This is a genomic window from Enterobacter sp. 200527-13, assembly GCF_027924865.1.
Classification (GTDB): Bacteria; Pseudomonadota; Gammaproteobacteria; order Enterobacterales; family Enterobacteriaceae; genus Enterobacter; species Enterobacter ludwigii.
The window spans coordinates 1,539,911-1,558,090 of sequence record NZ_BSCM01000001.1; the positions used below are offsets into that span (position 1 = coordinate 1,539,911).

Genomic DNA, 18,180 nt, shown 5'->3' on the forward strand with positions numbered 1-18,180 from the left:
CTTAGATCGTTGCCGCGCTTAGCGAAAAACGAGGAAATACATTAAGAACACGTTGACCACCAGCAGGGTTAACGCCGTTGGGATCTGGATCTTGATCACCTGGTACTTATCTTTAAGCTCCAGCAGCGCGGCCGGAACGATATTAAAGTTGGCCGCCATCGGCGTCATCAGCGTGCCGCAATAGCCCGCGTACATGCCAATCGCCAGCAGCGGTGCCGGGTTACCATGGTGAACGTTAATCAGGAACGGCAAGGCGATACCGGCGCTGAGCACCGGGAATGCCGCGAAGGCGTTGCCCATGATCATGGTGAAAAGCGCCATGCCCACGCAGTAAATCACCACCAGCATGAACCGACTGTCGGGGTTCACAAACAGGCTAACGACCTTCTGGACTGACTCGCCGGTGTTCGCCACCACAAACACCCCACCCAGCATGGCCAGCATCTGTGGCAAAATCACCGCCCAGCCAATGGTGTCGACCAGGCGTCGGGACTGGCGAATAGCCTGCAAGGGCGTGCCTTTTGTCAGCCACCAGCCGGTCAGGATCGCCGCCACACAGGCGACGCACAGTGCCGCCAGCGTGAGCTGTTTCTGGTCAAGAAGGAATACGCCCCCTATCGACACCCCTTTCAGGAATAATGTCCCGATCACCGTAACCACCGGGATCATCAGCGCAGGCAGGAACAACCAGTTTTTCAGCCGCGTTGACCAGGCTTCGCGCTCGGCATCGGTAGCCATTTTATAATGCCCCTTCCCGACCAGACCAAAGCCCGCCAGCAGAGCAATCACAATGACGCAGCCGCCGATAATTCGATAAGCAAGGGATTTGCCCAGCTCCTGCACCATCAGGTCGCCAAACAGGAAGATCCCGCCGAACAGGAACCAGAATAGCGCGGTGGTAAAACGTTTAGGATTCGCGCGATCGCGCAGGGTCATCACGACCAGCAGCATCACGACAAAGCCGATCAGGTAATACACGCGGTTAATGGTGATCAGGGTCATCATGGCGCGATCTCCTGTGTACCCTGCTCAGCGCGCCAGGACATAACGTCACGACGGATGCTGGCATCCAGACGCAACAGGCGCGTCATATGAATAATCAATGCCGCGATGGCGGTCGGAATGGCCCACAGGCCGATATGCAACGGTTCAATGCCCTGTATCCCATTCTCTTTCAGGAAAGCGTCGATCAGCAGCACCGCGCCAAACGCGATAAAGATATCTTCGCCAAAGAAAACCGCGATGTTGTCGCACGCCGCGGCATGCGCTTTGATCTTGTCCCGGATATGTTGCGGCAGTTCGCCATACTCATTGAGCGCTGCGCCTTCGGCCATCGGTGCCAGCAGCGGACGAACGGTCTGAGCATGCCCACCCAGCGACATCAATCCCAGCGCGGCCGTCCCTTCACGCGCCACAAAATAGAGCATCAGAATACGTGCCGAGGTGGCGCTGGCAATCTTTGCCACCCACGCCTGCGCCCGCTCTTTCAACCCGTAATATTCCAGCAGGCCAATAACCGGCAGGATCAGAATAAAGGTCGCCAGGGAACGACTGTTGACGAACTTCTCGCCAAAGGTCTCCAGCAACATCCCAAAATCCATGCCAACCAGCAGTCCGGTAGCCAGCCCCGCCACCACAACCACCAGTAGCGGGTTGAAACGCAGAGCAAAACCAATAACCACCACCGGTATACCGATGAGCGGCAACAGTGTCGAACCGTCCATAAACGTTTACCCTATCCAAAGTGAGCGTTGCGCGCCGGCGGCTATTTTTTTAATACTTCGCATCATGGCGAAGCGGGATGCAGTGCGGCGCGCGATGTTGTGTTTTGCGTCAGGCTCCGCAGAACCTGCACTAAAAAGCTATATCTGAACCACAAAAACATGTAAACAATTTATCAATAAAATGTTCTTATTTTATCGATGAGTTTACATTTCCGGGCCAACGTCACCCCCCGTAAGGAACGTTATGACTGCAAAGAAGAGTGCTGGATCATCAAATCACGACGATATAACCGATGGCCGTATCGTGTCCTCTCGCCATCTGGTATCGGAACGTTGCGCGGAATTATCAGAGCTGGAGTACGCGTTGATCATGACCAGCAACGCGTTTAACAAATGGATGGTGCGCTGCATGACCGCAGCCGGTGAGCCAGATATGGGCGCTTTTGATGTCTCGCTTCTGCATCACGTGAACCACCGCGATCGCAAGAAAAAGCTGGCCGACATCTGTTTTGTCCTGAACGTGGAAGATACCCATGTGGTGACGTATGCACTGAAGAAGCTGGTCAAGGCGGGCTACGTGACGAGTGAAAAAGCCGGAAAAGAGCTCTATTTCTCAACGACGGAGGAAGGGAAAGCGCTATGCATGAAATACCGCGACGTGCGGGAAGCGTGTCTGATCAATATCCATGCGGAGAGCGGGATTTCCGGAGCGTCTATTGGTGACACCGCGCAGTTGCTCCGGACCATATCTTCCCTGTATGACACCGCCGCGCGGGCGGCGGCATCGCTGTAGTTAAGGGCGTCTGAAAAGCGAAATACTTCGTCCGGCCAGATTGTATTCCACGGCTTTGGTGATGACCGTCCCGGGGACAACGTCATCCGCCGTGGAGAGTTCCAGTACCCAGCCTCCTTCGCCAAACTGGGGGATCTGGAACGGCACGGTGCCTTCAAACGGGTTAAACAGCATCAGCACATCGTGCCAGAGGCCCGACTCCTGTCTGAGATCCGGTCTGCTGATGGATACGCCGAGGGTGGAACCTTCATCCCACTGCTCATCCTGCTGCGGGCCGCCGCCGGCGTTAAACCAGCGGATCTCAAGCCCGTCGCGCCAGCTTTCACGCCGCAGCAACGGCTGTTTCGCGCGAAGGGCAATCAGATGGCGGGTAAAGTCGCGCAGGGCGGTGTCGTTTTCCGATAACCCCTTCCAGTCGATCCAGGAGATCTCGCTGTCCTGGCAATACCCGTTATTGTTGCCCTTTTGCGTACGGCCAAACTCGTCCCCGGCCAGCAGCATTGGCGTGCCATGAGAGAACAACAGCGTGGTGAGGAAATTACGCTTCTGCCGCTCCCGGGTAGCGATAATATCCGGATTCTCTGTCGGCCCTTCCTCTCCGTAGTTATACGACCGGTTATCGTTATGCCCGTCGTTATTGTCTTCACCATTGTCGGCATTATGCTTTTCGTTGTAAGACACCAGGTCGTTCAACGTAAAGCCGTCGTGGGCGGTAATAAAGTTGATGCTGGCCCACGGACGGCGTCCGCGCAGATCGTACAAGTCACCGGAACCGAGCAGACGCGCGGCGAAGTCGTTAGACACGTTATCGCCCTTCCAGTACTCACGTACGGTATCGCGGTATTTGTCGTTCCACTCCCCCCAGCCTGGCGGGAAGCCGCCGACCTGATAACCGCCGGGGCCGATATCCCAGGGCTCACCAATCAGCTTCAGACGGGATAACACCGGATCCTGCGTGACGGCATCGAAAAAGCCACCGCGCGGATCAAAGCCTTCGGGCTCACGGCCCAGAATTGTCCCGAGGTCGAAACGGAAACCGTCAATATGCATCGATTCGGCCCAGTAGCGCAGTGAATCCATCACCATCTGCAGCACTCTCGGGTGGGAGGTATTCACCGTATTCCCCGTGCCGGTGTCGTTAATGTAATACCGGTGTTGATCGGGTAAGGTGCGGTAATAGCTGAAGTTATCGATGCCCTTAAACGACAGCGTTGGGCCGAGCTCATTGCCTTCTGCCGTGTGGTTATAGACAACATCGAGGATCACCTCGATGCCTGCGTCATGATAGGCGCGCACCATATCGCGAAAACCCTGGATCCCCGCCGGACCGTAATAGCGTGACGCCGGTGCAAAGAAGCCGAGCGTGTTGTAGCCCCAGAAGTTTTTCAGCCCCCTGTCGAGCAGGTGTTGATCGTCCGGGAACCAGTGAACCGGAAGCAGTTCAACCGAGGTGATGCCAAGGCTTTTGATGTAATCGACCGAGGCTTTGTGTCCCATCCCTTCAAACGTACCGCGCAGTTCAGGCGGAATCGCCGGGTTAAGCTGGGTAAAGCCCTTCACGTGGCTCTCATACACAACGGTATTCGGCCACGGAATGGTTGGCCGGTTATCATCCTGCCAGTCAAAAGCATTGGGGTCGATGACCTTGCATTTTGGCGTGAACGGCGCGCTGTCGCGGGTATCAAAACTGAGGTCGAGATCGTCATGACCCAGCTCATAGCCGAAATGGGCGTCGTTCCAGTCGATATCGCCCACCAGTTCACGGGCATACGGATCGATAAGCAGTTTATTGGGGTTGAAGCGATGCCCGTTTTCCGGGTCATACGGGCCGTAAACACGATAGCCGTACAGCGCGCCAGGCTTCAGATCCGGCACATAGCCGTGCCACACTTCATGGGTATATTCCGGCAGCTCCAGCCGGGCGATTTCGGTTTTTCCTGAAGGGTCAAACAGACAGAGCTCAACCCGCTCCGCATGTGCTGAAAACAGCGCAAAGTTGACCCCCTTCCCGTCATAATTTGCGCCTTGCTGCTGGCCATGACCGGCCCGAATTTCAAACGTATTATCCTTTGGCATTTTTTGTTCTCCACGATCATTCGCAGGTAAGCAGAACCATTAAGCATCCCGTTTCAGACGTTACATCCAGCGTCTCTTGCAGAACCCGGCTTTCACCGGTGAACAGATCCCGGTAGCGTTTTCCTGCCAGCGCATCGGGTATAGCAATAGTGGTATTGGCCCACAGTGCTTCATGGGTTGTCACGTCGAAGACCAGCCGCGGCACGGCAACAATCAGCGCCTCCTCGTCTTTCACGCGTGCATAAACAATCAGGTTCTCCGCCCGCTCGCCGCTCACCTTCAGCGGCAGCCAGTCACCGTAATGGAATAGCGCGGCATAATGCGGACGAAGCCGTAACAGCGTGGCGGTGACATATTGCTTAACGCTTCCGTCTCGCCAGCATTCCGGGCGGGCAAATACCCCGGCATCCGCCGTGCTGAGGTGGTGCACCAGCGCGGGGAAATCCGGTTCCCGTCGGTTATCCGGGTCGACAAGGCTAAAGTTAAGCGCTTCGCAGCCCTGATAGATGTCCGGTACCCCAGGTGCGGTGAGTTTGATCACCGTCTGGCTGAGGCTGTTCATCAGCCCGGCACGGATAAAGGGCTGCATCGCCTCACTGAAATCCTTCAGGAACAGCGTGTTGTCCGGTGAAAGCAGATGCCGGGCATAGCTCAACACCACGCTCTCATAGCTTTCGTTGCTGTCTATCCAGTCTGTGCGTTGTTTGGCTTCGCGTAGCGCTTTCTCCAGGAAGCCGAGGAAGCGCTCTTCGAGTGATTTCAGCCCGTCGACATCGTCAGGTGACAGCGTGGCGGGCCAGACGCCGGCCAGAGCCTGATAAATCATCCAGGTATCGGCAGCGTTCGGCGCGGTACCGTCGCTCAGAAAACGCACGTGGGTTTGATTCATCTGCCGCCAGCGGGCCAGATTTTCGCCCCATTGTTCCGGCGCTTCCGTCAGGGTATAGAGGCGTGCCCGGGCATCTTCACCGCGCTTCGTGTCATGGGTGGATGTCCCGAGTAAGGCGTCAGGCTGACGGGCAAGACGGATGCGCATTTCCTGATGAAAACGCGATAGCGAAAAGGCGCGCGGCGTCGGGTCTGCCCCCACTTCGTTAAGCGCCAGCTCCAGGTTATGGCGAAAGAACAGCGTATCTTCCACGGATTTCGCCATCAGTGGCCCGGTGAGCTGCTGGAAGCGGGTTCTGAAACGAGCCGCGTCGTCGTGGCAATTTTCAGGAAGATCGCCGGTGAGAATGCACACGATCAGGCTCAGGGCCGCTTCAGAGGTGTTAACGCTTGCGACAACGCGATTGAGCAGCGCCACGTCAGAGGCGGTTAATCCTTCACGGGTGCCGTAGGTCCGATACACCGGAAACGCGATCATCAGCTCGCGCAACGCATGGTGGATCTCGTCGGGTTGCAGTTCAACCGCATTGCGTCGGGCAAGATCGGTGGCGATAGTTAACAGGGTAGTGAATTCGCCCTCAAAATTGCGATCGGTCATCAGCCCTTTGGCATCCCGTAACGCTGCAAACCGATCAACGGTTTCCCCGAGCGTGTCGTCATGGATTTTCTCCAGGCGGTCAAGGCGGCTGTCGTCCACCAGAACTTCCGCCAGCGAGGCAATAAACTCGTACCCCGTGGTGCCGGAGACTGGCCATTCGACGGGCAGCTGTTCCCCTTTGGCGAGAATTTTTTCAACCGTGATGTAACAGGCCGGTCCGGTTGCCTGGCGCAGACGCTGCAGATAGCCCAGCGGATCGGCCAGACCGTCGATATGGTCAATTCGCAGACCGTCAACGACGCCAGAATGAACCAGTTCAAGGATCAATCGGTGTGTATCACTAAATACCGACGCGTCTTCAACCCGCACGCCCACCAGGCCGGTGATTTCGAAGAAACGCCGCCACGAGAGCTGTTTCGGGGCTTCACGCCAGGACATCAGCCTCCAGCTCTGGGCCTCGTGCAGCGCTGCAAGGCTTTTACCCTCCACAAAGGTCCCGGGGTTAAGAGGATAGGCGGTGTCGTAGTAGACCAGCGCGGCTTTGTCCGTGACAGGGTCACGTTTTAAAGTGATCGCACCCTTTTCAAGCTCCGCCTCAAAGGTGTCGCCCAGAAACGGCAGCGTAAGCGGCCGTGACCAGTCAATATCGAAATAGCGTGCGTAGCGGCTCTGTTTGCCGTGCTCAATCACGTCTCGCCACCAGTGATTCTCCAGCGAGGTCGACATGTGGTTAGGCACAATATCCAGTATCAAGCCCATTCCCGCCTGCCTGAGCGCGGCCGCCATACGGTCGAATCCTTCTCGTCCGCCAATGGCGGGGTCGATTTCATTCGGGTCGGTCACGTCATAGCCGTGCGTAGAGCCGGTTGTGGCGGTAAACACAGGTGAGGCGTAAAGATGGCTGATGCCGAGATCTTTCATATACGGCACCAGTTCCACGACACGGTCAAACGTCATGCCGTTACGGAACTGAATACGGTAGGTCGCGGAAGGGATCATAACGATGCTTCTCCATCAGCAAAGCGAACAATAATACTGTTCGGCGGTAACACCTCGTTCACCTCCGGCCAGCTAAAGAGCGTTTCTCCTGCCAGTGCAGGCACATCAACAGCCTTATTGCCGGTATTGAACGCCAGAGACAACGTTCCGGTCGGGAATCGCCAGCTCACTGCAATCATGCCGGGTGCCGTCCTGATGACCTTGCCCTCCACCGTGACGCCCTTTCGCAGTAACGGAACGATATGACGATGGCGCAACGTCAGTAGCGTTCGCGTGAAGCGCAGCCACGTTTTACCGTCATCGGTGGCGACCTTATTCCAGTCAATTTTGGAGCGAATAAAGGTCTTCACGTCATTCGGGTCGGGGACGGACGCATCGTGCCCGGCATGGCCGGTAAACTCTTTTGCGCGCCCTTCCCGCACGGCTTTGGCAAGCTCACCGTGAAAATCAGTAAAGAACAAAAACGGATTGGTTTCACCAAACTCTTCCCCCATAAACAGCAGCGGAATATGGGGCGAAAGCAGCAGTGCAGCAAGCAACACCCGTGTTTTATCGGCCCCCGCGAGGGCGATCAGTCTCTCTCCCTGAGCGCGGTTGCCGGTTTGATCGTGGTTTTGAATAAAATCGACAAAAAACTGTGGCGGCTGCGTGTGACATTCCACGCCGCGTGACTTGCCGGTCTGGAGAGAAACCTCGCCCTGATAGACAAAACCTTCTGTCAGCGCACGGGCGAGTTTTTTCTCCGGTTCAAAGGCAAAATCCTGGTAGTACGCATGCGTTTCGCCGGTGGCAAAGACATGCGCGGCATTGTGAAAGTCATCGTTCCACTCCGCGGTAAAAAGCGGGGTCGCACCGTGTGCGTCGCGCGGATGCAGGAAGATAACGTTACGGCTGTCTTCGGTGGTGAGATGGATCTGCCGCCCGGGGATAGCCTCGCGAATGCGTTCGGCAATCTCCTGCAGGATATGTTTATCCGATGCGTCTTCAATCTGGTCGATGGCATCAAACCGTAATCCATCAAGATGGTATTCCGTCAGCCAGAACAGCGGGGCTTCGGTAATGTATTGCCTGACTGGCTCAGTCTCGTAAGCAATCCCGTTGCCCCAGGGCGTCATCCGTTCCGCGTCGAAAAACGCGGGTGACAACACAGGCAGATAATTCCCTTCCGGACCGAAGTGGTTAAGCACAATATCCAGCACGACAGAAAGCCCAAGCCCATGCGCAGCATCGATAAAGGCGTGGAAGTCTTCTGGCGTGCCATAGGCAGAGTGCGGTGCATACAGCAATACCCCGTCATATCCCCAGCCGCGCGATCCGCCAAATTGTGAGACGGGCATGACTTCAATCTGGGTAATGCCAAGTTCAGCCAGGTAAGGCAGTTTTTCAATGGCGGCCCGGAAGGTGCCCTCCGGGGTAAAGGTGCCGATGTGCAGCTCGTAAATCACCGTGTCTTCCCACGGACGCCCTGCCCACTCCCGGTTGCCGGGCGGATACCGTCTGGCATCGATAACAACCGAGGGACCGTTAACATCCCCAGCCTGGGCGCGCGACGCCGGATCGGGTACGGCCATGCCGTCCTGCAAAACATACTGATATTCTGTGCCGTGCGTGACGCCGGGGACGTCAATCTGGAACCAGCCGCTGCCGACCGCCGTCATTGGCAAGTCGTTTTCTGCCAGACGTAGCGTAAGTTCTTTCTGTCCTTCTGCCCAGACGCGAAAACGTACAACGTCATTGGAAATAAACTCAGCACCCCAGTGTTTTTGAAATGTCCTGAATTCCATTCATTGTCCTCGAATGACCCACATTTACGCGGAATGAAGTACAAGCTTAGTTCAGGATCAAAAGAGTGTTACACCAGCGGTTTTAATGGCTTCATCTATTATTTATAAAAATATTCGCCACAAGGAATACCATGCAGATTCGAAAAGGATTAAATACCGACCTCGCACGTCTTGAATGCTGTGACTTTTCATTCACCGTCAGTCACGTTGCGCGGGAGCCTTTTATACATTGTGATTTGCATATCGACGCTGTCGCCGTGCCTTATCGTAAAACGTATGAGCTCGATATGCAGACCCTTGAAAATCATTGCGTTAATCCGGATGCCATATTTCTTGTGGCCGAAACAGATGAGGGAGAAATTGCCGGTTTTATCACCGCCTCAATGAGCTGGAATAAATTTATCGCCGTTGACTATATTGCCGTTGAACGCACGAAACGCAGAGCTGGCGCGGCGCAAAAATTGATGGCGGCCGCACACGTGTGGGCGCGAAGCGTCAACGCGGCTGGATTAAGGCTCGAAACCCAGAATGTGAATGTTTCTGCCTGCCTGTTCTACCGTCATTATGGCTTTACGTTAGGCGGATACGATCGTTTCCTCTACAACGCATTACCGGAAAAAGACGAAATCGCCCTGTTCTGGTATTACATGCTGATCTGACCCTGGCTCTAACGGATATTGGCGGACGAAAGCGATTAGTCTGAAAATTATCCACCCGGCGCGCAAGGGAATGTGCGTCAGAATATGACTCACCTGCCTCCCTTCATTTTTCTGTCACTTAATTTCAATACGCTTACATGATTTTGACAATGACGTTAAGGAAAGAAGAGTGAATTCAATGGCTAAGGCATTACTGCTGGCATTACCTGTTTTGAGCGCGACCGCCACGGCAGCCGACCACGAAATCTGTGAGCCGAAAGCGTATGAGATGGCGCTGCGCTATCAACAGAAATCGGCAGAAATCATGGCACTTCAGCTGCAGACCTACCGTTTCGCCACCGAGCGTTTTAACGAAAAAATAAAAGGGCTGTCTACGCCAGAGAACTATGCCGTTGTGATGGATCTTGATGAAACGGTGCTGGATAACACCCCGTTACTGGCGCGTGATGCCGAACAGTGCCACGACTATACGAAATGGGACACCTGGAGTGACTGGGAAAAGCAGGGAAAACCGGGATTAATTCCTGGCGCGAAGGCGTTTCTTGATCGCGTGAATCAAAGTAAGGTCCGTATTTATTATGTATCTGACCGCATGCAGGAAAACAAAGCAGATACGCTCAATACGTTAAAATCCCTTGGCTTACCGCAGGTTTCAGAAGATAGCGTTCTGCTCGATACGGTCAGTAAAGAAGCCCGCCGCCAGAGCATCCTGAAGAAACAGCAGATAATCATGCTCTTCGGTGACAGCCTGCCTGATTTCGCCGCGCAATTTAAAAACAAAAAGCCGAGCGAAGCGCAGCGTGAACTCGTTGAGGCCAGCGCCGATCGCTTTGGCAGTGACTGGATTGTATTGCCCAATGCCGCGTATGGCTCGTGGTCAAAAGCCACGCTTGAAGGCTGGAAAGCCCCGCTGAAGCAATAACGTCTGGCTTGCCGGGTGGCACATTGCTGCCACCCGACATTTGATCCGATCTATTCATCCCGTTTATAGGTCCTATCATTATCAGGCGGGTTCATATAATTTTACGGAGAAGTAAGATGAGCTCTTTCTGAAGGAGACCCTTATGCTGACCGTAAAAAAACTTGCCCTGACAACGCTGATTTCCAGTTCGTTATTGTTCTACCCTGCGCTTCAGGCTTCGGCAGAAACGCCCCAGCACGTGGTTAAACAGCCTGCCGGGGGGTACAGTGTGCAGGTTGGCGATATTATGGTGACCTCGTTTACCGACGGTACCGTGGCGCAAGACCTGCACAAATTACTTCGTCGGACGACCCCGCAGAAAACCGATGCGTTGCTCACACAAAATTTCCAGACCAACCCGGTAGAGGCGTCCATTAACGCTTTTCTGATTGCGCTACCCGGCCACAAGATTCTGGTGGATACCGGCTCAGGCCAGCTTTTTGGCCCCGGTAACGGCGGGCGACTGATTGAGAGTCTGGCAACGCAGGGGATCGCGCCGCAGGACATCACCGAGATTTTACTGACCCATGCACACTCCGACCATGCCGGAGGCCTGGTCAAAGATGGCAAGGCGGTGTTTACCAATGCGCGCGTTTTTGTCGGCAAACCTGACATCGACTTTTTCTTTAACAACGATAATCAGAAAAAAACCGGCTACGACCAGAACTACTTCGATGTCGCGCAGAAAACCTTAAAACCGTATCGTGATGCCGGCAAGGTGGTTCCTTTTTCCGGAACCTCGCAGCTTCTGCCCGGGATAACCGGCACGGTTCACCCGGGCCATACGCCTGGATCGGCCTTCTATACGCTGGAAAGTAAAGGCGAGAAAATCACCTTTGTCGGCGATATTATCCACGTCGCGGCGGTACAGTTCCCGCAGCCCGCCGTGACCATCGCCTACGACCAGGATCAGGACGGTGCGGCACGTGTCCGCCAGGATGCTTTTGCTGATTTTGTGAAAAACAGAGACCTTGTCGCAGCCCCCCACCTGCCGTTCCCGGGTATCGGTTACGTCACGAAAGGCGAGCACGGCGGTTACGCCTGGGTGCCCGTCACCTATACCAATCGTGACAGCCACAGCGCAAAGTAAAACGGATAACACGATGACGCCCGTTGCTGAGATGGATATCGACCTGATCCTGACGCTGGATGCATTGCTCCAGGATCAGAACATCACCCATGCGGCCGCGCGGCTCGGCATCAGCCAGCCCGCGATGTCCGCCCGTCTGGCGCGCCTGCGTTCGCTCTTTGGCGAACCGTTGTTTATCCCTTCCCCACATGGACGTGGGGTGTTGCCCACGCCCAGAGCGGAAGCGCTGCGGCCGCAGGTCATGACCGTATTGCGGGGCATTAACGCGATGTTTGCCCCCACCACCTTTGATGCGCAAACCAGCCAGCGGACATTTGTGATTGCCCTGCATGAAAATCCGGCCCTGATGCTGGGTGCCGAACTGCTTAATCAGTTCCGGGCCCATGCCCCGGGGATCCGCTTGCGGTTCGCGCTGCCAGAAATGGCAACCCTGCCGCAGCAGCTGGAAAAGGGTGATGTGGATGTCTATATCGGTGTGAGCACCGGCGCGCACGACGGCTGGGTCAGACGTAAACTTTTCGATGACCAGTTTGCAACAGCCCTGCGAAAAGGCCACCCCCGCGGTGTCGGGCCACTGGATCTGGAGCACTATTGCGCGCTCTCTCATCTGGTGGTCTCTTCAGAGGGTGACCCGTTTACCGGCTTTGTGGATCAAACCCTGGGCGGACTGGGGTATCAGCGCAACGTGGTGATGTCCACGCAGAGCTACGCCATGGCACCTCCGCTTGTCGCCAGCACGGACCTGCTCTGCACCTTACCGGAACGTATGCTGCAACGCTTTGCCTCGACGCTGGATATCTTTCCCCCGCCGCTGCCGCTGCAGCCGATTACCATCAGCATGTACTGGCACCCGAAAAACAGCCAGGATCCGGCAAGCCTCTGGCTGCGCGAGCAACTGCTGCTGGCCGCGGGACGTCAGATGTGATCGAGGGTGTGCAGAAATTTCTTTAACACCTCTGAGCGAATGATCCGGTGGCACACCAGCTTCAGCTCGCTTTCCCTGAGCCTGTCAATGATGTCGACGTACACGACATTCTCCACGCTGACTGCCCTGGCCGAGGCCGGCAATAGCGCCATGCCAAACCCCGCAGAGACCAGGCTGATGACAGTAGGTACGTCGGTGGCGTTTTGTACCACCTCAGGCTGGAAACCTGCGCCGTAACAAACGTCATAGAAGTACTGTTCGAGGCCCATTCCCTCCGGGTCGCGCAGGGAGATCCATTTTTCGTCTTTCACCGAGGCGAGCGTAAGCGCGGACGATTTCGCCAGAGGATGCTGTGAAGAGAGCGCCAGCACCGTTTTCTCGGACGTAAACGGGCGGCTTTGCAGGTCGTCAGGCAGAGACGGCAGCGGCGCCCGGATGATGGCCACATCCAGCTGGTTGCTTTGCACGGCGGTATAGAGCGTCTGCACATTCCCCGTCATTAGCGACATGGTGATGGCAGGCCACCGACTGTGCATCTGGCGCAGCGCGGCAGGCAGCCTGGTGTCAAACATGGCGCTCGATACGCACCCGAGATTCAACACCCCTTGCTCCCCCCTCGCCGTTTGCCTGGCGTCCAGTACCGCCTGTTCCGTCAGGGCGATCGCCAGCCTGGCTTTCTCCAGGAAAGCTTCACCGGCCGGCGTCAGGGTTAAACGGCGGTTCGCCCGGCTAAAGAGCGTAACGCCTAACCGTTCCTCTAACGTTTTAATCTGCTGACTCAGCGCGGGTTGTGCCATGTTCAGGCGCTCCGCAGCCCGGTGCATGTGAAGCTCTTCCGCAACGACAATGAAATTACGCATCTGACGAAATTGCATAACGCTTCCCCGGATTTTTTGATAATAAATTTCTTATCAAAATAGCAGTAATGATGCAATTGATGCTATGGGCTATTGCCATAAAAATGGAGGCATGCAAACACGGGAGGAATAAATGGAAAGCCCAGTCAACGATCTCAGAAGTGCCATCGCGTTACTGCAACGCCATGAAGGACAGTATATTGAAACGGATCATCCGGTCGATCCCAACGCGGAGCTGGCGGGTGTTTATCGACATATTGGTGCGGGCGGCACGGTGAAACGCCCTACCCGAACGGGCCCGGCCATGATGTTCAATAACGTTAAAGGCTATCCGGATTCGCGTATCCTGGTGGGCATGCACGCCAGCCGGGAAAGAGCGGCACTCCTTCTGGGATGTGAACCCTCGACGCTCGCGCAGCACGTCGGTCAGGCCGTGAAACACCCGATCGCGCCGGTTGTCGTTCCGGCATCGCAGGCCCCTTGCCAGGAGCAGGTATTCTACGCTGACGATCCTGATTTTGATCTGCGTAAACTGCTTCCGGCCCCGACCAACACGCCGATTGATGCTGGCCCGTTCTTCTGTCTGGGGCTGGTACTGGCAAGCGATCCGGAAGACAGTTCGCTGACTGACGTCACGATTCACCGTCTCTGCGTTCAGGAGCGCGATGAGCTTTCCATGTTCCTGGCTGCGGGGCGCCACATTGAGGTCTTTCGTAAAAAGGCTGAAGCAGCCGGAAAACCGCTGCCGGTGACGATCAACATGGGGCTCGACCCGGCGATTTATATCGGCGCGTGCTTTGAAGCGCCCACGACGCCGTTTGGTTATAACGAACTGGGCGTTGCCGGGGCGCTGCGTCAGAAACCGGTCGAACTGGTGCAGGGCGTGGCGGTAAAAGAGAAAGCGATCGCGCGGGCTGAAATCATTATCGAAGGCGAACTGCTGCCAGGCGTGCGCGTTAGAGAAGATCAGCACACCAACAGTGGCCATGCGATGCCGGAATTTCCGGGCTACTGCGGCGAGGCAAACCCTTCTTTGCCCGTCATCAAAGTGAAAGCCGTCACCCTGCGTCACCAGGCAATCCTGCAAACGCTGGTGGGGCCAGGTGAAGAGCACACCACGCTCGCAGGCCTGCCAACGGAGGCCAGCATCCGCAATGCCGTTGAAGAGGCCATTCCGGGCTTCCTGCAAAATGTCTATGCGCATACCGCGGGCGGCGGTAAGTTCCTCGGCATTCTGCAGGTGAAAAAACGCCAGCCATCCGATGAAGGACGTCAGGGACAGGCGGCGCTTATCGCACTCGCGACCTATTCCGAGCTGAAAAACATCATTCTTGTCGACGAAGACGTGGATATTTTCGACAGCGACGACATCCTGTGGGCGATGACTACCCGCATGCAGGGAGATGTCAGCATCACCACTATTCCGGGGATCCGCGGCCACCAGCTGGATCCGTCGCAGTCGCCGGATTACAGCACGTCGATTCGCGGAAATGGCATTTCCTGTAAGACCATCTTCGACTGCACGGTGCCATGGGCGCTGAAGGACCGCTTCGAACGCGCGCCGTTTATGGAGGTTGACCCACGTCCGTGGGCGCCAGATTTGTTTGACACAAAACACGACTAGCGCGTTCGCGATACAGAAGAGCGTATGGCTTTCGGGTCATACGCTCTTCTGTTTTTCATCGCAGGCAAAAAGGGAAATTGCCGCTTCCCCTGCTTTCTTGTACCCTTTCGTCGTTAACCCCAACCCCACAAGAACTGAGACATCCGGACGCTTATGACTGCACACCTTTCTAAAGACCCTTTACATGGCGTAACGCTGGAGATGCAGGTCAATGCCCTGGTTGCGCGATATGGCTGGAGTGAGTTGGGCGATCGAATCAAAATTAACTGTTTCAGAAAAGACCCAAGCGTTAAATCGAGCCTGAAATTTCTGCGCCGCACACCCTGGGCTCGCGCAGAAGTTGAAGCCCTGTATCTTGATTCCCTGAATGATGAGGGGATCGCAGAACCGGACGAACCCGCCTTTAACCCCTGGGCTAACAGTCGGATAACCAAGAGCTAAAACGCAAATGACGCGACATGTAAAACGGATTGGTGCGCTGACTGCCTGCGCACTTTTACTTGTTAGTTGCTCCTCAAAACCACCAAAATCACTGGTAACGCCTCTCCCGACCGCGAGCAAACCGACCCAGCAGGCTAACGAGCCGATGCGTGGGATCTGGCTGGCAACCGTCTCACGCCTGGACTGGCCCCCGGTGGCCTCAGTGAATGGTCGCGATGCGCAAGACCGTATCGCGATGCAAAAACAGGCCCTGACGAACAAGCTCGACAAGCTTAAGCACCTCGGTATTAATACCGTGTTTTTCCAGGTCAAACCGGACAGCACGGCGCTCTGGTCGTCTAAAATTCTGCCGTGGTCAGATATGCTCACCGGCAATATCGGCGAGTACCCGGGCTACGATCCGCTGCAGTTTATGCTCGATGAAGCGCACAAACGCGGCATGAAAGTCCATGCCTGGTTCAACCCTTACCGCGTTTCAACCAATACCAAACCGTCGACCATTGCCGCGCTGAACCGCACGTCGTCATTGCACCCTTCCAGCGTTTATGTCCAGCACCCGGAATGGATTCGTATTGCCGGCGATCGTTTTGTGCTCGACCCCGGCATTCCGCAAGTGCGTGACTGGATAACGCAGGTGGTCACCGAAGTGGTTGCGCACTATCCCATTGATGGCGTGCAGTTTGACGACTATTTCTATACCGAATCACCGGGATCCGCGCTCAATGACGCGCAGACTTTCAGACAATACGGTCAGGGCTTTGCCTCTAAAGCAGACTGGCGCCGCCACAATACGCAGCAGCTGATTGTGCAGGTTTCCCGGGCCATTAAGCAGACGAAGCCTGGCGTGGAGTTTGGTGTCAGCCCGGCTGGCGTATGGCGTAACCGCTCATTCGACCCGGCAGGCTCAGACACGCGCGGTGCCGCAGCCTACGATGAATCCTATGCCGACACGCGTCAGTGGGTGCAGCAGGGCCTGCTGGACTATATCGCGCCACAAATTTACTGGCCTTTCTCCCGGGATGCGGCGCGCTATGACGTGCTGACGAAATGGTGGGCAGAGGTGGTGAAACCGACGCATACCCGCCTGTATATCGGCATTGCGTTCTACAAGGTAGGCGAACCGTCGAAAAATGAACCGGACTGGACGGTTCAGGGCGGCGTGCCGGAGCTGAAAAAACAGCTCGATCTCAACGATTCACTGCCCAACGTGAATGGCACGATCCTGTTCCGCGAAGATTATCTTAACCAGCCGCAGACGCAGGAAGCCGTCAGCTACCTGCGCGGACGCTGGGGTAGCTGACCGGTCAACATCAGGCAGAAACACCCTGTTTCTGCCTGTTTTTTTTACTACGGCTTCGGCCCAAACATCGCCTCAAGCTGTTTCTCATCCGGCATGCCGACCACCTGTTGAAGCTCATTATCGGCATTCAGATAATAAATGGCGGGCGTAGCGTTCGCGCCCAGGTTGTCCATTAACGTCTGGTGTTTTTGCAGTATGTCGACGGTTTCACGGGATGCAGTGCCCTGCGGTTTTGGCAATTTTTTCCCGCCTGAAAGCTCGTAATCACGCCAGGCCGAAACGGGATCTTTCGCATTCAGGATAGCGGAGGCATTACGCCCACTGTTGGGGTTGAGAAACGCCACCAGCAGCGTATTAAGCTGCACCTTGCCCGCCTTCACCCAAGGCTGCGCCTCGGACCAGAATTGCTTACAGTACGGGCAGAACGGATCGGCAAAGACGAAGACTTTGCGCGGAGCGTTATCCGCCCCCTCTTTCAGGGGATGCGCCGCGTTCAGTTGCTTCCACATTTCGCGTCCCATCGGGGCGTAGATCTCTTTCTGGAAATAGCCTTCACTCAGGTTTTTTCCTTTTTCATCGTACAGATAGCCAGAAATTACGTGCTTGCCGTCAGGGGTTAAAAACAGCGTAACGCCCATATCCTGATACTGCCCCAGCCAGGCCGGCGCGCCCCCTGGTGCATCAATTTTCTTAATGATTTTGATATTCTGCTGCTCGCTGAAGAGCTTCACCACATCCGGTATCGCTTCAGCGGCCTGCGCCAGCCCTGACGTTGCCAGCACCGACAGTAACAGTAATTTTTTCATTTTCCGCTCCGGGATTATTGGGGGGCGAACCGCCCCCTTCACGTTAACGATTTTTCAGTGCGTCACTGACCATTTCATCGAACTGTTCAAAAGGAACCCAGCCCGGGAGTAACCCGTCGCCAATCAGCGTGGCCGGTGTTCCCTGGATACCCATCTTTTCGGCGATGATCAGGCTGCGTTTGATCGTCACCAGGCTCTCATCATCAGGCGTTGTGACGTTCACCCCGGCCCGTTTTTGCGCCTCCTGAATGCTGGCGTCATCGTGATATCCCTTTTTGGCCATCAGGGTATGGTTAAATTTCATAAATTGCTCAGGATGCGCGCGCCAGACGGTTAAGGCATCGCGTGCTGAGGTCAGTGAACTTTCCGACCGGAAAGGCAAAAACTTAAATACCACCGCCACATCCGGGTGTTTTTCGACGATCTTTTCCAGGTAAGGATCGAATTTCTTGCAGTACGGGCAGTTGTAATCCGTAAAGACCACCAGGGTGAGCTTCGGATCCTTAGCGCCAATGCGCGGCGAGTCCGGGTCGTTAAACAGAAAGTCATAAACCATCTTCTGTGCACGTTGCTCCTGTTCCGGCGTCATGGTCTGCGCCGCCATCACCTGCGCTGAGGTCAACAGTAGCAGAAGCGTAATAAGGATTCTTTTCAT

16 protein-coding genes are annotated in these 18,180 nt (G+C 55.6%); 8 read left to right on the forward strand and 8 right to left on the reverse strand.

Annotation, left to right across the window (positions count from 1 at the left end; all coding sequences use genetic code 11):
• Positions 1-18: 18 nt before the first annotated feature.
• Together QMG44_RS07285 and QMG44_RS07290 are read right to left on the reverse strand one after the other, a co-directional pair.
• Entirely contained in the window at positions 19-1,005 is a 987-nt protein-coding gene (locus QMG44_RS07285; protein ID WP_086532503.1) for a DUF979 domain-containing protein, read from the reverse strand.
• Positions 1,002-1,724, reverse strand: a complete 723-nt coding sequence (locus QMG44_RS07290; protein WP_014170091.1) for a DUF969 domain-containing protein — start codon at positions 1,722-1,724, stop codon at positions 1,002-1,004. The genes QMG44_RS07285 and QMG44_RS07290 overlap by 4 nt, the downstream gene beginning before the upstream one ends.
• Positions 1,725-1,968: 244 nt before the next feature.
• Here QMG44_RS07290 and QMG44_RS07295 point away from each other — a divergent pair, with 244 nt between their 5' ends.
• Positions 1,969-2,517 carry a winged helix DNA-binding protein gene (locus QMG44_RS07295; protein WP_014170092.1) on the forward strand — a complete coding sequence of 183 codons (549 nt, stop codon included), beginning with the start codon at positions 1,969-1,971 and terminating at the stop codon, positions 2,515-2,517.
• Here QMG44_RS07295 and glgX read toward each other — a convergent pair whose 3' ends face one another.
• Genes glgX through treZ form a run of 3 tightly spaced genes read right to left on the reverse strand, consistent with a single transcriptional unit; the run spans position 2,518 to position 8,862 of the window.
• Positions 2,518-4,593 carry a glycogen debranching protein GlgX gene (gene glgX, locus QMG44_RS07300; RefSeq protein ID WP_232937363.1) on the reverse strand — a complete coding sequence of 692 codons (2,076 nt, stop codon included), beginning with the start codon at positions 4,591-4,593 and terminating at the stop codon, positions 2,518-2,520.
• A gap of 16 nt (positions 4,594-4,609) precedes the next feature.
• Positions 4,610-7,078: a malto-oligosyltrehalose synthase gene (gene treY, locus QMG44_RS07305; RefSeq protein WP_086532501.1), complete on the reverse strand. Its 2,469-nt coding sequence runs from the start codon at positions 7,076-7,078 to the stop codon at positions 4,610-4,612.
• Entirely contained in the window at positions 7,075-8,862 is a 1,788-nt protein-coding gene (gene treZ, locus QMG44_RS07310) for a malto-oligosyltrehalose trehalohydrolase (protein ID WP_086532500.1), read from the reverse strand. The genes treY and treZ overlap by 4 nt, the downstream gene beginning before the upstream one ends.
• A 131-nt stretch (positions 8,863-8,993) precedes the next feature.
• Here treZ and QMG44_RS07315 point away from each other — a divergent pair, with 131 nt between their 5' ends.
• The 4 genes from QMG44_RS07315 to QMG44_RS07330 all read left to right on the forward strand — a co-directional run bounded on the left by QMG44_RS07315 (position 8,994) and on the right by QMG44_RS07330 (position 12,497).
• A complete protein-coding gene (locus QMG44_RS07315) occupies positions 8,994-9,521 on the forward strand; it encodes a GNAT family N-acetyltransferase (protein WP_020884118.1) in 528 nt (175 codons plus the stop codon).
• 178 nt (positions 9,522-9,699) lie between these two features.
• On the forward strand, positions 9,700-10,443 hold the full coding sequence (locus QMG44_RS07320; protein ID WP_198922397.1) for a 5'-nucleotidase, lipoprotein e(P4) family: 744 nt from the start codon (positions 9,700-9,702) through the stop codon (positions 10,441-10,443).
• A 142-nt stretch (positions 10,444-10,585) separates the two neighbouring features.
• Entirely contained in the window at positions 10,586-11,572 is a 987-nt protein-coding gene (locus QMG44_RS07325) for an MBL fold metallo-hydrolase (RefSeq protein ID WP_014170098.1), read from the forward strand.
• 13 nt (positions 11,573-11,585) lie between these two features.
• A complete protein-coding gene (locus QMG44_RS07330; RefSeq protein WP_086532499.1) occupies positions 11,586-12,497 on the forward strand; it encodes a LysR family transcriptional regulator in 912 nt (303 codons plus the stop codon).
• Here QMG44_RS07330 and QMG44_RS07335 read toward each other — a convergent pair.
• Complete coding sequence (locus tag QMG44_RS07335; protein WP_059306093.1) at positions 12,488-13,372, reverse strand: LysR substrate-binding domain-containing protein; 885 nt, start codon at positions 13,370-13,372, stop codon at positions 12,488-12,490. The two genes, QMG44_RS07330 and QMG44_RS07335, sit on opposite strands and share 10 nt — an antisense overlap.
• A gap of 115 nt (positions 13,373-13,487) precedes the next feature.
• Between QMG44_RS07335 and QMG44_RS07340 the strand changes: the two genes are divergently transcribed.
• From QMG44_RS07340 to QMG44_RS07350, 3 genes are all read left to right on the forward strand, one after another.
• Positions 13,488-14,978, forward strand: a complete 1,491-nt coding sequence (locus QMG44_RS07340; RefSeq protein ID WP_086532498.1) for a UbiD family decarboxylase — start codon at positions 13,488-13,490, stop codon at positions 14,976-14,978.
• Between the two features lie 153 nt (positions 14,979-15,131).
• Entirely contained in the window at positions 15,132-15,419 is a 288-nt protein-coding gene (locus QMG44_RS07345) for a VF530 family DNA-binding protein (RefSeq protein WP_014170105.1), read from the forward strand.
• Between the two features lie 7 nt (positions 15,420-15,426).
• Entirely contained in the window at positions 15,427-16,719 is a 1,293-nt protein-coding gene (locus QMG44_RS07350; protein ID WP_014170106.1) for a glycoside hydrolase family 10 protein, read from the forward strand.
• Between the two features lie 47 nt (positions 16,720-16,766).
• On the opposite strand, the gene dsbG is transcribed toward QMG44_RS07350, so the two are convergent.
• Entirely contained in the window at positions 16,767-17,525 is a 759-nt protein-coding gene (dsbG, locus tag QMG44_RS07355; protein ID WP_032678179.1) for a thiol:disulfide interchange protein DsbG, read from the reverse strand.
• A 43-nt stretch (positions 17,526-17,568) separates the two neighbouring features.
• Complete coding sequence (locus QMG44_RS07360; protein WP_014170108.1) at positions 17,569-18,180, reverse strand: DsbA family protein; 612 nt, start codon at positions 18,178-18,180, stop codon at positions 17,569-17,571.

Bases quoted from the DNA above. Each gene is read 5' to 3' on its own strand.
- QMG44_RS07285 (WP_086532503.1), bottom strand. From the start codon at position 1,005: ATGATGACCCTGATCACCATTAACCGCGTGTATTACCTGATCGGCTTT.
- QMG44_RS07290 (WP_014170091.1), bottom strand. From the start codon at position 1,724: ATGGACGGTTCGACACTGTTGCCGCTCATCGGTATACCGGTGGTGGTT.
- QMG44_RS07295 (WP_014170092.1), top strand. From the start codon at position 1,969: ATGACTGCAAAGAAGAGTGCTGGATCATCAAATCACGACGATATAACC.
- glgX (WP_232937363.1), bottom strand. From the start codon at position 4,593: ATGCCAAAGGATAATACGTTTGAAATTCGGGCCGGTCATGGCCAGCAG.
- treY (WP_086532501.1), bottom strand. From the start codon at position 7,078: ATGATCCCTTCCGCGACCTACCGTATTCAGTTCCGTAACGGCATGACG.
- treZ (WP_086532500.1), bottom strand. From the start codon at position 8,862: ATGGAATTCAGGACATTTCAAAAACACTGGGGTGCTGAGTTTATTTCC.
- QMG44_RS07315 (WP_020884118.1), top strand. From the start codon at position 8,994: ATGCAGATTCGAAAAGGATTAAATACCGACCTCGCACGTCTTGAATGC.
- QMG44_RS07320 (WP_198922397.1), top strand. From the start codon at position 9,700: ATGGCTAAGGCATTACTGCTGGCATTACCTGTTTTGAGCGCGACCGCC.
- QMG44_RS07325 (WP_014170098.1), top strand. From the start codon at position 10,586: ATGCTGACCGTAAAAAAACTTGCCCTGACAACGCTGATTTCCAGTTCG.
- QMG44_RS07330 (WP_086532499.1), top strand. From the start codon at position 11,586: ATGACGCCCGTTGCTGAGATGGATATCGACCTGATCCTGACGCTGGAT.
- QMG44_RS07335 (WP_059306093.1), bottom strand. From the start codon at position 13,372: ATGCAATTTCGTCAGATGCGTAATTTCATTGTCGTTGCGGAAGAGCTT.
- QMG44_RS07340 (WP_086532498.1), top strand. From the start codon at position 13,488: ATGGAAAGCCCAGTCAACGATCTCAGAAGTGCCATCGCGTTACTGCAA.
- QMG44_RS07345 (WP_014170105.1), top strand. From the start codon at position 15,132: ATGACTGCACACCTTTCTAAAGACCCTTTACATGGCGTAACGCTGGAG.
- QMG44_RS07350 (WP_014170106.1), top strand. From the start codon at position 15,427: ATGACGCGACATGTAAAACGGATTGGTGCGCTGACTGCCTGCGCACTT.
- dsbG (WP_032678179.1), bottom strand. From the start codon at position 17,525: ATGAAAAAATTACTGTTACTGTCGGTGCTGGCAACGTCAGGGCTGGCG.
- QMG44_RS07360 (WP_014170108.1), bottom strand. From the start codon at position 18,180: ATGAAAAGAATCCTTATTACGCTTCTGCTACTGTTGACCTCAGCGCAG.